Genomic DNA, 12,441 nt, shown 5'->3' on the forward strand with positions numbered 1-12,441 from the left:
GCAGATGAAAATGATACCTTTAGGTAATACAGATATAGCGCTTTCCCGTATGGGACTCGGCACCTGGGCTATCGGCGGCGGTCCGGCATGGAATGGCAACCTCGATATGCAGGTTTGCATCGATACTATCGTTGAGGCGCACCGTTGCGGTATTAACCTGATTGATACGGCGCCGGGCTATAACTTTGGCAATAGCGAAGTGATTGTCGGCCAGGCGCTGAAAAAATTACCGCGTAACGAGATGGTGGTGGAGACCAAATGCGGGATCGTCTGGGAGCGGGAAGGGAGCCTGTTCAATAAAGTCGGCGATCGCCAGCTTTATAAAAATCTTTCTCCGGACTCTATTCGTAAAGAAGTTGATGCCAGTCTCCAGCGACTAGGGATTGATTATATTGATATCTATATGACCCACTGGCAGTCGGTACCGCCGTTTTTTACGCCGATTGCGGAAACCGTTGGCGTGCTCAATGAGCTGAAAGCAGAGGGGAAAATCCGTTCTATCGGGGCGGCGAATGTAGATGTCAGCCATATCCGCGAATACCTTAAACATGGCGAGCTGGACATCATACAGGCGAAATACAGCATTCTTGACCGGGCGCTGGAAACGGAGCTGCTGCCGCTATGCCGCGAGCACGGCATCGTGGTACAGGTTTATTCGCCACTGGAGCAGGGATTGTTAACCGGCACCATTACCCGTGACTATGTTCCCGGCGGGGCGCGCGCGAATAAACTCTGGTTCCAGCGTGAGAATATGTTGCGGGTTATTGATATGCTGGAGCAATGGCAGCCACTGTGCGACAAATACCATTGCGCCGTCCCGACGCTGGCGCTGGCGTGGATATTGCGACAAAGCGAACTGATTTCGATACTGAGCGGCGCCACGTCGCCGGAGCAGGTACGAGAGAATATCGCTGCGCTGTCCATCACCTTAACGGATGACGATGCGTTATTGATGAGACAAATGGCGGAAGCGCTGGACAATCCATAAGCAATACATTACACCTCTTTTTTGGCGAAATGCAGATAAAATCTGTTATTCAAACGGCTTATTTTGAAAGTAAACATAGTCTGTGAGATACTCAACGTTTATCATGACGTCGAAAACAGAGGTGTAATCGTGGCGGCGAAAGACAGGATTCAGGCGATCAAACAAATGGTCGCTAATGATAAAAAAGTAACAGTCTCTAACTTGAGTTCAATTTTTCAGGTAACCGAAGAGACAATTCGACGCGATCTGGAAAAACTCGAAGATGAAGGCTTTTTGACTCGAACTTATGGCGGTGCGGTATTAAATTCGGCGGTGCTGGCTGACAATATCCATTTTTATAAGCGTGCAAAATCGTTCTATGAAGAGAAGCAAATTATAGCCCGTAATACGCTTCCGTTTATTAAAAACAAAACAACGATGGCCGCCGACTCCAGCAGTACGGTAATGGAATTGCTAAAACTCCTGAAAGACCGAAACGATCTTACTTTGTTAACTAACTCAGCGGAAGCTTTCCATGAACTGGCGCAATCGGACATTAATCTTGTTTCTACGGGCGGTGAGTTAAATAAAAATACGCTGTCGCTGCAGGGGCGTATCACTAAAGAAATAATCAGCCGTTATCATGTTGATATTATGGTAATGAGTTGTAAAGGGCTGGATATGGCGAGCGGGGCGCTTGATTCTAACGAGGCGGAAGCTGAAATCAAAAAAACGATGATTCGCCAGGCCACAGAGGTGGCGTTATTGGTGGACCACTCAAAATTTGATCGTAAAGCGTTCGTGCGGTTGGTCGATTTTAGTCATATCCATTACCTGATAACGAATAAAACGCCAGGTGATGAATGGATCGCATTTTGCGATAAAAATAATATCCAGCTTGTCTATTAATCGATAGATTATCCTTGCCTGGATTGTTTTCGCCTGGACTATGCCAAAAAAAACGGCAGATGATAGCAAGTGCGGCAAATACCCCTTTGCCGCGAGACAATAATTTATTATTTTGCTGCGTTAGAGGCCATCCAGATGGAAGACAATGATCATATCGGCGCCAGACTAGACCGCTTACCTTTATCCCGGTTTCATTTTCGTATTTTTGGAATAATTAGTTTTGGCCTGCTATTAACGGGGTTTTTGAGTTACTCAGGAAATGTGGTTCTGGCCAAATTGATAAACAATGGTTGGTCGAATAATTATCTTAATGCCGCGTTCACATCGGCACTGATGCTTGGCTATTTTATTGGTTCGCTTACCGGCGGTTTTATTGGGGATTACTTGGGGCGTCGAAAAGCGTTTCGCATTAATTTGTTGCTTGTGGGCATCTCCGCAACGGCTGCCGCATTTGTTCCCAATATGTACTGGCTGATTTTCTTTCGTTGTCTGATGGGGACAGGCATGGGAGCATTGATTATGGTTGGGTATGCTTCTTTTACCGAGTTTATCCCTCCCGTTGTACGAGGAAAATGGTCCGCGCGTCTCTCTTTTGTAGGGAACTGGTCACCGATGCTGTCTGCGGGGATTGGCGTAGTGGTCATTGCGTTTTTAAGCTGGCGGATGATGTTTCTTCTTGGCGGGATAGGGATGCTGCTGGCGTGGTCTCTTTCGGGGAAGTACTTTATCGAATCGCCCAGGTGGTTAGCAGGTAAAGGGCGGCAACGCGAGGCTGAACAGCAGCTTCTCATGATTGAATCGCAAATAGAAAAAGAAAAAAGTATTGTTTTGCCGCCGCATCAGGAAAGCAATAAATCCACGGAATCGCGCTTTGAAAACGGTACATTCTGGCTCTTATTCAAAGGACAAATGCTGCGGCGCACGTTAGTGGCGATCACTGTATTGATTGCGATGAACATTTCGCTTTATACCATTACGGTATGGATCCCGACAATTTTTGTTAATTCAGGAATTGATGTTACAAAATCCATTTTCATGACCGCCATCATTATGATTGGCGCGCCGGTGGGCATATTTATCGCCGCGCTCATTATTGATCATTTCCCCAGACGGTTATTTGGTTCGCTGTTGCTTATCGTTATTGCGGTAGTAGGATATTTTTACTCAATACAGACTGAGGAATGGGCCATTCTGGTTTATGGACTAGTCATGATTTCCTTTCTGTATATGTACGTCTGCTTCGCCTCGGCGGTTTACGTTCCCGAATTATGGCCTACGCACCTTAGACTACGTGGATCGGGTTTTGTGAATGCGGTAGGGCGGATCGTCGCTGTCTTTACCCCCTACGGCGTGGCGGTTTTATTGACCCGCTATGGATCTGTCACCGTTTTTGTTGTGCTGGGTATGCTGCTGGCGGCGTGCGCGCTGATATTATTTTGTTTTGGCATTGAAACGAGAAGAGTTTCGTTAGAAGCGCTCTCCAGCCTGCGTTGAGCTTTGCCTGGTAGCGGCGCTGACGTGACGTATCCGGCCCAAAGATCTATGCAATGGTCTCACCGTTGCGTGATGTATTGACCGGATACGATACCTGCTCCGCTACCTGGCGACAGCCTGGCCCTGCGTCTCTTCCCAGTCTGCCAGCGTATACAGCGTCGCGCCTGCCGCCGCCATCTCCATAAACGCGTGTGCGCTATCCTGCGGGTGAATATTCACGCCGCGACAGCCATCGGTGATAACGTTAACGGCATAGCCCAACTCTAGCGCATCCAGCACCGTAAATTTTACGCAGTAATCGGTCGCCAACCCCATCACGATAAGCTCGGTAACGTCATGTTCGCGAAGCCAGGTATCAAGGGTAGTTTTCTGCCGATGTTCGTTGTCAAAAAACGCGCTGTAGCTATCAATCAGCGGGTTTTCACCCTTATAGATGCAGGCGTCAATCGCATGTTGGTTAAGCAGGGGATGTAACACCGCGCCGTCGGTATGTTGAACGCAGTGATCCGGCCAGAGCGTTTGCGGCAGCCCGTCCAGCTCTCCCTGACTATAGGGTTCCGCCTGATGCTGGCTGGCGAAGCTGCCATGCTGCGCGGGATGCCAGTCCTGGCTGGCCAGCACCGGAATCTGCCGGGGCTGGCACCAGTCAATAAGAGCGTTGGCGATGTCGATGGTGCTGTCGCCTTCCGCTACAGCCAGCGCGCCGCCGGCGCAAAAGTCATTTTGCAAGTCGACCAGTAATAAGGCCCGGTTTGTCATTATCTTCTCCTTGTCGTCGGGATTTTTTAATCATCCGGCGTCAATTCACCACGCAAGTTTTGCGCCATCGCGCTACGAATCGCCTGAGTGTCCAGACCCTGGCTTAACAAATAATGCAGTTTGGTTAAGGTAGCTTCGACGGTCATATCGGCACCGCCAATCACGCCAGCGTGCGCCAGCGCATTACCGGTAGCGTACCCGCCCATATTGACTCGCCCTGACATGCATTGCGTCAGGTTAACCACCACGATGCCGCGCGAACTGGCCTCTTTCAGCTCCTGTAAAAACGCTTTATTTTGCGGCGCGTTGCCTACGCCATAAGAGCGCAGAATCAGCGCTTTTACCGGCTGACGCAGAAAGTTACGTACTACCTCGGCGGAAATCCCCGGATAAATCGTTACTACGCCTATCGGCTGCGGCGTAATAGGGTGAACGATTAATTCACCAGAACCGTAGGGCGCGGGAGGCGTATTTAAACGGCGAATGTGAATTCCTGCTTCCAGCAAGGGCGGCAGATTGGGAGAGGCAAAAGCGTCAAACCCATCCGCATGGGCTTTGGTCGTGCGATTACCGCGGAACAGACGATTATTAAAAAACAGCGTTACTTCATTAACAGGGTAGTTGGCGGCGACATAAAGCGCATTCAGCAAATTAATTTGCCCGTCGGAGCGCAGCTCAGCCAGCGGAATTTGTGACCCTGTCACAATAACTGGTTTACCCAGATTTTCCAGCATGAAAGAGAGCGCCGATGCGGTATACGCCATCGTGTCGGTGCCGTGCAGAATAACAAAACCGTCATACTCATCGTAGTGCGCTTTGATATCTGCAGCGATATGCTGCCAGTCTTCCGGCGTCATATCTGATGAATCCATCAGCGGGGCATATTCATGGATGGTAAAATCCGGCATCTCCGGGCGGTGGAATTCCGGCATCAGCGCCAGCTGCCGCTGAAGGTGCCCGGACACCGGGATATACCCTTTATCTGAGCGCTGCATACCGATAGTACCGCCGGTATAGGCAACGTAAATTGATTTCTTTTGCATGATAATGTTCAGTCGTGTCGCGAAGGACGTATTAATGATTATCGGATGGCGGCTATGAGCAGACGCCGCCATCCGGTATGGCTATTGATGAAGCATTAGCGAACGTTCGCGCAAGTCAAACAGAACGCATAACGGTTTTGCGGATCGTTAAATGCCGCCAGTTTATCCCCCTCGGCCTTCACCGTGTTGGCGGCGGAAACGAGCGGCGCCGGGAGCATCGCCTGAATGGCCTCCGGCAGCATGGCGCGTACTGATCCGGTCATACTGTCCATGACCATATCAAGGACCGTCGGTTCGTCCTGATAGTAATCAAGATGCCACTGTTTCAGTTTCGCCAGCTCCGCCGCTTTGGCGACGGCGTCGTCAAAGTCGCCGAGACTGTCCACCAGACCATTGGCTTTCGCGTCTTCTCCGGTCCAGACATGGCCTTGTGCGATTTTATCAATCTGCTCCGGCGTACGCTTACGCGCGTCTGCCACCAGCGTGATAAAGCGTTTGTAGCCGTACTCAATACTGAGTTGCATCATCTGCTGCACTTCCGGTGACAGCGCTTTGGTCATCGAAATATCCGCCAGCGGCGAGGTGGAAACGCCGTCGCTGTGTACGCCAATCGACGACAGGCTGTTTTCCACCGTATTGATGACGCCGAAGATGCCAATTGAACCCGTCAGCGTGCTGGGGCTGGCCACGATATAGTTTGCCGGCGTAGAGATCCAGTAACCGCCGGAGGCCGCCATGCCGCCCATTGAGACCACCACCGGTTTGCCAGCCGCTCTTGCTGCCGCCAGTTCGGCGCGGATAACTTCGGAGGCGTTGACGCTACCGCCTGGGCTATTGACGCGCAGCACAATCGCTTTCACTTTAGGATCAAGGCGTGCGTCGCGGATCTGCGATGCCGTAGTGTCGCCGCCGACATTCCCTGGCGTTTCTTCGCCATCCATAATCGTGCCATTGGCGAAAATAACCGCAATAGTACCGCCGGTATCCGCAGGCGTTTTCAGCGAATAATCGTAATAGCTGATCGCGCGATAGTTATTTTCGGTTTTACTCCAGCCAAACTGCTTCGTCAGCGCTTTTTCAACATCTGCGCTGGAGGCGAGGGCGTCCACCAGTTTATGGTCGAGCGCATATTTGGCGGTGTCGCCGCCCACGCTGGTTAACCCGTCGATAATAGCCTGCGCGCCGGGGAAGAGTTGTTGCGGCGAAATCTGGCGATTGGCAGAAACGGTATGCAGGTAGTTCTGCCACAGTTCGCCTATCCAGCGGCTGTCGGCCTCGCGGGCGGCGGGCGACATATCGTCGCGGATAAACGGCTCGACGGCGGATTTATAGGTGCCGACCCGGAAAACGTGGGTAGAGACTTTCAGTTTATCCAGCAGCGTTTTGTAGTACAGGCCATTCGTAGCGAAGCCGTGAAGATCTACCTGACCCTGTGGGGAAAGCCAAATTTTATTGGCGAAACTGGCGAGGTAATACTGACCCTGGCTGTAGTTTTCACCCACGGCAAAAACCGGTTTGCCGCTGTCGCGGAATTCGCGCAGCGCTTTACCGATATAGCGCATTGACGGCTGATCGGCGCCGGTGAAGTTTTTCAGATCCAGAACGATACCCGTGATGTTACGGTCATCTTTCGCCTGACGAATAGCGTTGACGATGTCAAACAGGGAGTTTTCCTGCAGACGGTCGGAGCTGGCGCCAAATAACTGGCGTCCCAGCGCGCCCAGACGGTGATTGGTGGAGGGTTTATCCACAATGACGCCGGAAATATCCAGCAGCAGAGCGCCGCGCGCCGTTTGCTCACTGTTGCTGCCGTTACCGATCTGCATCCAGATCCCAACGCCCACCAGAACCAGAAAAATAAAGAACAGGTTGAGTACCATTTCACGGACGAAGTTCAACACTCGCCACGTCCATTTAAAAAATCCGGCAATAAATCGCCACAGGGTTCGCATGTATTCTCCCTATCTGAGTAACAACGCTTATACCTTGGTGAGGATAAAGCATTAAGATGTGGCTATCGTAATGACCCATCAGGCAGTTGTCAGCAGGAATCACTGCCTGCGCTGTAACAAAATCCGCTCCCGTGTTAATTTTGTGAATAAATATCATTGCTGGAGTTAATCAAATGGATGCACTAGAACTGCTGGTCAACCGTCGTAGCGCCTCTCGTCTCGCAGAACCGGCGCCTGTCGGAGAGCAATTACAGAACATTCTGCGGGCGGGAATGCGTGTTCCCGATCATAAATCTCTACAGCCGTGGCGTTTTTTTGTGATTGAAGGAGAGGGGCGCGACCGCTTCAGCGCCGTGCTTGAACAAGGCGCTGTCGCTGCCGGGGGCGATGAGAAAGCGATCGAAAAAGCGCGTAATGCGCCGTTTCGCGCACCGCTGATCATTACCGTGGTGGCGAAATGCGAAGAAAACCATAAGGTTCCAGTGTGGGAGCAGGAGATGTCTGCCGGATGCGCGGTGATGGCGATGCAAATGGCGGCGATTGCGCAAGGGTTTAATGGTATCTGGCGTAGCGGCGCATTAACGGAGAGCGCTATCGTGCGGGAAGCCTTTGAGTGCCGCCCGCAGGATAAAATTGTTGGTTTTCTCTATCTCGGCACGCCGCAGCTCAAAGCGTCAACGACGATCAGTACCCCCGACCCCACGCCGTTTGTGCGTTATTTCTGACGCTGAGGGATAAAACTGTCTGGATTCTGAGCAAAGGCGCGGTAATTCAGACAGTGATACTTACCACATCAGGGAATGAGCGCTACCATAGCGCGAATGCAATGACAGGAGATGTCCATGAGCGAGCAAGCCATTCGTTTAACGCAATACAGCCACGGCGCTGGTTGCGGTTGTAAAATTTCCCCTAAAGTGCTGGAGACTATCCTGCATAGCGAGCAGGCGAAGTTCGTCGACCCGAACCTGCTGGTGGGTAATGAAACCCGCGATGATGCGGCGGTTTACGATCTGGGTAATGGCACCAGTATTATCAGCACCACCGACTTCTTTATGCCGATAGTCGACAACCCGTTTGATTTTGGCCGCATTGCGGCAACAAACGCCATCAGCGATATTTTTGCGATGGGCGGCAAACCGATTATGGCGATCGCGATCCTTGGCTGGCCGATTAATACCCTGTCGCCCGATATTGCGCGTGAAGTGACCGAGGGGGGGCGTTTTGCCTGCCGTCAGGCCGGTATCGCGCTGGCGGGCGGACACTCTATTGACGCCCCGGAGCCGATCTTTGGTCTCGCGGTCACAGGCATAGTGCCGACCGAACGGGTGAAGAAAAACAGTACCGCGCAGGCGGGATGCAAACTCTTTCTGACCAAACCGTTGGGGATTGGCGTGTTGACCACCGCCGAGAAAAAATCGCTGCTTAAGCCTGAACATCAGGGGCTGGCGACGGAAGTCATGTGTCGGATGAACATTGCTGGCGCGGCGTTTGCCAATATCGACGGCGTAAAAGCTATGACTGACGTTACCGGTTTTGGCCTGCTGGGGCACCTGAGCGAGATGTGCCAGGGCGCAGGCGTGCAGGCGCTGCTTTGCTATCAGGACATCCCTAAACTGCCGGGCGTGGAAGAGTATATTGCTCTGGGCGCCGTACCGGGCGGCACAGAGCGCAACTTCGCCAGCTATGGTCATTTGATGGGCGACATGTCGCGTGAAGTTCGTAGCCTGCTGTGCGATCCGCAAACGTCAGGCGGTCTGTTGTTGGCGGTAACGCCGGACGCCGAAGACGATGTTAAAGCCACCGCGGCGGAATTTGGTATCGATCTGACCGCGATTGGCGAACTGGTCGAGGCCCGCGGCGGTCGCGCTATGGTTGAGATTCGTTAACCTGATGCGGTTGTTTATTGCCGAAAAACCGAGTCTGGGGCGCGCCATTGCGGATGTGCTGCCAAAACCGCACCGTAAAGGCGATGGTTTTATTGAGTGCGGAAACGGGCAGGTCGTCACCTGGTGTATTGGTCATTTGCTGGAACAGGCGCAGCCGGATGCGTATGACAGCCGTTATGCGCGCTGGAATCTGGCTGACCTGCCTATCGTGCCGGAAAAATGGCAGCTTCAGCCTCGTCCTTCCGTCACCAAACAGCTCAATGTGATTAAGCGCTTTTTGCATCAAGCCGGTGAAATTATTCACGCCGGCGACCCGGATCGCGAAGGGCAGCTTCTGGTTGATGAAGTGCTGGATTATCTCCAGCTTCCTGCCGAAAAGCGCCAGCAGGTGCGGCGTTGTCTGATAAACGACCTTAACCCGCAGGCGGTCGAGCGTGCTATCGACAGGCTGCGGGCGAACAGCGACTTCGTGCCGCTGTGCGTCTCCGCGCTGGCGCGAGCGCGAGCGGACTGGCTGTATGGCATTAATATGACCCGCGCTTACACGATCCTGGGCCGTAATGCCGGCTATCAGGGCGTGTTATCCGTGGGACGCGTGCAGACGCCGGTACTGGGGCTGGTGGTGCGGCGAGACGAAGAGATTGAGAACTTCGTCGCCAAAGACTTCTTTGAAGTGAAGGCGCACATCGTTACGCCTGCCGACGAGCGTTTTACCGCTATCTGGCAGCCGAGCGAGGCGTGCGAACCTTATCAGGATGAAGAGGGGCGCTTGCTGCATCGTCCGCTGGCGGAGCATGTAGTGAACCGAATCAACGGTCAGCCCGCGCTGGTAACCAGTTATAATGATAAACGGGAATCAGAATCCGCGCCGCTGCCGTTTTCGCTCTCGACGCTACAGATTGAAGCCGCTAAACGCTTTGGCCTGAGCGCGCAAAACGTGCTTGATATTTGTCAGAAGCTCTATGAAACCCACAAACTGATTACCTATCCGCGTTCCGACTGCCGTTATCTGCCGGAAGAACACTTTGCCGGACGGCAGGCGGTCATGAATGCGATTAGCGTCCACGCCCCGGATTTACTGCCGCAGCCTGTGGTTAACCCTGATACGCGCAATCGCTGCTGGGATGACAAAAAAGTGGATGCGCACCACGCGATTATCCCGACGGCGCGCAGTTCTTCTGTCCATCTGACGGAAAACGAAGCGAAAGTGTACACCCTGATTGCGCGTCAGTATCTGATGCAGTTCTGCCCGGACGCGGTGTTTCGTAAATGCGTTATTGAACTGGAAATCGCCAAAGGAAAATTTGTCGCCAAAGCGCGTTTTCTGGCGGAGGCCGGTTGGCGGACGTTACTGGGCAGTAAAGAGCGCGACGAGGAAAACGACGGTACGCCGCTGCCGGTTGTCGCCAAAGGTGATGAGTTGCTGTGTGAAAAGGGGGAAGTGGTCGAGCGCCAAACCCAGCCGCCGCGTCATTTCACCGATGCGACATTGCTTTCCGCGATGACCGGAATTGCCCGCTTCGTGCAGGATAAAGATCTGAAAAAGATCCTGCGCGCGACCGATGGGCTGGGGACGGAAGCCACGCGCGCCGGGATTATCGAACTGCTGTTCAAACGTAGCTTTCTGACCAAAAAAGGGCGCTATATTCATTCTACCGATGCTGGCAAAGCGTTAATACATTCGCTGCCGGAAATGGCGGCCCGTCCAGATATGACCGCGCACTGGGAATCTGTTTTGACGCAAATCAGCGAAAAGCAGTGCCGTTACCAGGATTTTATGCAACCGCTGGTCGGCACGTTATATCAGCTGATCGAGCAGGCTAAGCGCACGCCGGTGAAGCGCTTCAGAGGGATAGTCGCGCCAGGCGGTGGAGACAAGAAAAAGAGCGCGCCGCGTAAGCGAGCGGGCAAAAAAAGCCCGCCTGCTGAGGAGACAGGCCGTCAGACCGAATAAGCGTAAAGCTATCTGGCCTGACGACGGGATTAAATGACGCCCTGCGCCAGCATGGCGTCGGCGACTTTCACGAAACCGGCGATGTTGGCGCCCTGAACGTAGTTGGTATGCTTATTATCGCCGCCGTACTCGACACAGGCGTGGTGGATATCCAGCATAATGTGATGCAGACGGGCGTCCACTTTCTCGGCTTTCCAGCTCAACCGCGCGGCGTTCTGCGCCATTTCCAGCCCTGATGTCGCCACGCCGCCCGCGTTGGCGGCTTTACCCGGCGCAAACAGTACGCCCGCCTCAAGGAAGAGATCGGTCGCTTCAATCGTGGTTGGCATATTTGCCCCTTCCGCCACGGCTTTTACGCCATTGGCAATCAGTACGCGCGCGGCGTCAACGTCCAGTTCGTTCTGCGTCGCGCATGGCAGGGCGATATCCACCGGTACGCTCCAGGGCTGCTGGCCTTCCAGATAGGTTAAGCCAAACTCACGGGCGTAGTCAGCGACGCGACCGTCACGGCTGGCTTTAATTTCACACAGACGCGCCAGCTTCTCTGGCGTGAAGCCACTTTCATCGACCACCGTCCCGCTCGAATCCGACGCGGTAACCACGCGCGCGCCAAAGGCCATCGCTTTCTCAATGGCGTATTGCGCTACGTTGCCGGAGCCGGACACGGCGACGCGCATCCCTTCGAAACCGAGACCATGACGTTTAAGCATTGCTTCGGTGAAGTAGACCAGGCCATAGCCCGTCGCCTCCGGGCGAATCAGGCTGCCGCCGAAGGAAAGCCCTTTGCCGGTGAAGACGCAGGCGCTGTTATTGGAAAGCTTGCGCATCATTCCCGCCATAAAGCCCACTTCGCGCCCGCCCACGCCGATATCCCCGGCAGGCACGTCGGTATCCGGCCCTAAATGGCGATACAGTTCAGTCATCAGCGCCTGGCAGAAACGCATCACTTCGCCTTCGCTTTTCCCTTTCGGATCGAAATCGCTGCCGCCTTTACCGCCGCCCATCGGCAACGTGGTGAGGGCATTTTTAAAGGTTTGCTCAAAGCCGAGGAACTTAAGGATGGAAAGGTTTACCGAAGGATGGAAGCGCATACCGCCTTTATAGGGGCCGATAGCAGAGTTGAACTGCACGCGCCAGGCGCGATTTACCTGCACCTGGTTTTTGTCGTCCAGCCACACTACGCGAAACTGAATTACGCGCTCTGGTTCAACCAAACGTTCCAGTAAAGACATGTGGCGGTAACGGGGGTTTTGTTCAAGAAACGGCCACAGGGTGGTCATGACTTCACGGACGGCTTGCGCGAACTCGGTTTGATGCGGGTCGCGCTTTTGTACATGGTTGAGGAACGATTCCAGAGAACATGTCTGATCCATAGATATAAAAACCTCTTATATATTAATGTGGTTGTATTTGCGTTTTATCAGAATATGTATTTGCAGTTTTCGACTATACCATCAGCAATGTGACGGTAAGCAAG

At 53.2% G+C, this 12,441-nt stretch carries 10 protein-coding genes; 6 read left to right on the top strand and 4 right to left on the bottom strand.

The genetic code is table 11. The features are described from left to right. Positions 1-4: 4 nt before the first annotated feature. The 3 genes from ACLJQJ_RS05055 to ACLJQJ_RS05065 all read left to right on the top strand — a co-directional run bounded on the left by ACLJQJ_RS05055 (position 5) and on the right by ACLJQJ_RS05065 (position 3,370). Positions 5-988, top strand: coding sequence for an aldo/keto reductase (locus tag ACLJQJ_RS05055; RefSeq protein ID WP_000782142.1), 984 nt, complete (start codon positions 5-7; stop codon positions 986-988). Positions 989-1,117: 129 nt separating this feature from the next. After that, positions 1,118-1,876 carry a DeoR/GlpR family DNA-binding transcription regulator gene (locus tag ACLJQJ_RS05060; protein ID WP_000719104.1) on the top strand — a complete coding sequence of 253 codons (759 nt, stop codon included), beginning with the start codon at positions 1,118-1,120 and terminating at the stop codon, positions 1,874-1,876. Positions 1,877-2,011: 135 nt separating this feature from the next. Next, on the top strand, positions 2,012-3,370 hold the full coding sequence (locus tag ACLJQJ_RS05065) for an MFS transporter (RefSeq protein WP_057935504.1): 1,359 nt from the start codon (positions 2,012-2,014) through the stop codon (positions 3,368-3,370). Positions 3,371-3,472: 102 nt separating this feature from the next. Here the strand turns inward: ACLJQJ_RS05065 and pncA are convergent, their stop codons facing one another. The 3 genes from pncA to sppA form a co-directional block, all read right to left on the bottom strand. Then, positions 3,473-4,129 (bottom strand): bifunctional nicotinamidase/pyrazinamidase, encoded by a 657-nt coding sequence (gene pncA / locus ACLJQJ_RS05070; protein ID WP_063809666.1) that lies wholly within the window; start codon positions 4,127-4,129, stop codon positions 3,473-3,475. Positions 4,130-4,155: 26 nt separating this feature from the next. Further along, positions 4,156-5,172: an asparaginase gene (gene ansA, locus ACLJQJ_RS05075; protein WP_001170138.1), complete on the bottom strand. Its 1,017-nt coding sequence runs from the start codon at positions 5,170-5,172 to the stop codon at positions 4,156-4,158. A 95-nt stretch (positions 5,173-5,267) separates the two neighbouring features. Then, a complete protein-coding gene (gene sppA, locus ACLJQJ_RS05080; RefSeq protein WP_063809667.1) occupies positions 5,268-7,124 on the bottom strand; it encodes a signal peptide peptidase SppA in 1,857 nt (618 codons plus the stop codon). Positions 7,125-7,297: 173 nt separating this feature from the next. Here sppA and ACLJQJ_RS05085 point away from each other — a divergent pair, with 173 nt between their 5' ends. The 3 genes from ACLJQJ_RS05085 (at position 7,298) to topB (ending at position 10,964) form a co-directional block, all read left to right on the top strand. Then, entirely contained in the window at positions 7,298-7,849 is a 552-nt protein-coding gene (locus tag ACLJQJ_RS05085; protein ID WP_000339313.1) for an NAD(P)H nitroreductase, read from the top strand. Positions 7,850-7,966: 117 nt separating this feature from the next. Beyond that, positions 7,967-9,010 (top strand): selenide, water dikinase SelD, encoded by a 1,044-nt coding sequence (gene selD / locus ACLJQJ_RS05090; protein WP_063809668.1) that lies wholly within the window; start codon positions 7,967-7,969, stop codon positions 9,008-9,010. A 4-nt stretch (positions 9,011-9,014) separates the two neighbouring features. Next, positions 9,015-10,964: a DNA topoisomerase III gene (gene topB, locus ACLJQJ_RS05095; RefSeq protein WP_001235866.1), complete on the top strand. Its 1,950-nt coding sequence runs from the start codon at positions 9,015-9,017 to the stop codon at positions 10,962-10,964. A gap of 29 nt (positions 10,965-10,993) precedes the next feature. Here topB and gdhA read toward each other — a convergent pair whose 3' ends face one another. Next, complete coding sequence (gdhA, locus tag ACLJQJ_RS05100) at positions 10,994-12,337, bottom strand: NADP-specific glutamate dehydrogenase (protein ID WP_000372865.1); 1,344 nt, start codon at positions 12,335-12,337, stop codon at positions 10,994-10,996. Positions 12,338-12,441 lie beyond the last annotated feature (104 nt).

Origin of the sequence: Salmonella sp. SAL04202 (genome assembly GCF_046550775.1) — a bacterium.
GTDB lineage: Bacteria > Pseudomonadota > Gammaproteobacteria > Enterobacterales > Enterobacteriaceae > Salmonella > Salmonella enterica.

Excerpts from the sequence above, each read along its gene's own strand:
- ACLJQJ_RS05055 (WP_000782142.1), top strand. The coding sequence starts at position 5 with ATGAAAATGATACCTTTAGGTAATACAGATATAGCGCTTTCCCGTATG.
- ACLJQJ_RS05065 (WP_057935504.1), top strand. The coding sequence starts at position 2,012 with ATGGAAGACAATGATCATATCGGCGCCAGACTAGACCGCTTACCTTTA.
- pncA (WP_063809666.1), bottom strand. The coding sequence starts at position 4,129 with ATGACAAACCGGGCCTTATTACTGGTCGACTTGCAAAATGACTTTTGC.
- ansA (WP_001170138.1), bottom strand. The coding sequence starts at position 5,172 with ATGCAAAAGAAATCAATTTACGTTGCCTATACCGGCGGTACTATCGGT.
- sppA (WP_063809667.1), bottom strand. The coding sequence starts at position 7,124 with ATGCGAACCCTGTGGCGATTTATTGCCGGATTTTTTAAATGGACGTGG.
- ACLJQJ_RS05085 (WP_000339313.1), top strand. The coding sequence starts at position 7,298 with ATGGATGCACTAGAACTGCTGGTCAACCGTCGTAGCGCCTCTCGTCTC.
- selD (WP_063809668.1), top strand. The coding sequence starts at position 7,967 with ATGAGCGAGCAAGCCATTCGTTTAACGCAATACAGCCACGGCGCTGGT.
- topB (WP_001235866.1), top strand. The coding sequence starts at position 9,015 with ATGCGGTTGTTTATTGCCGAAAAACCGAGTCTGGGGCGCGCCATTGCG.
- gdhA (WP_000372865.1), bottom strand. The coding sequence starts at position 12,337 with ATGGATCAGACATGTTCTCTGGAATCGTTCCTCAACCATGTACAAAAG.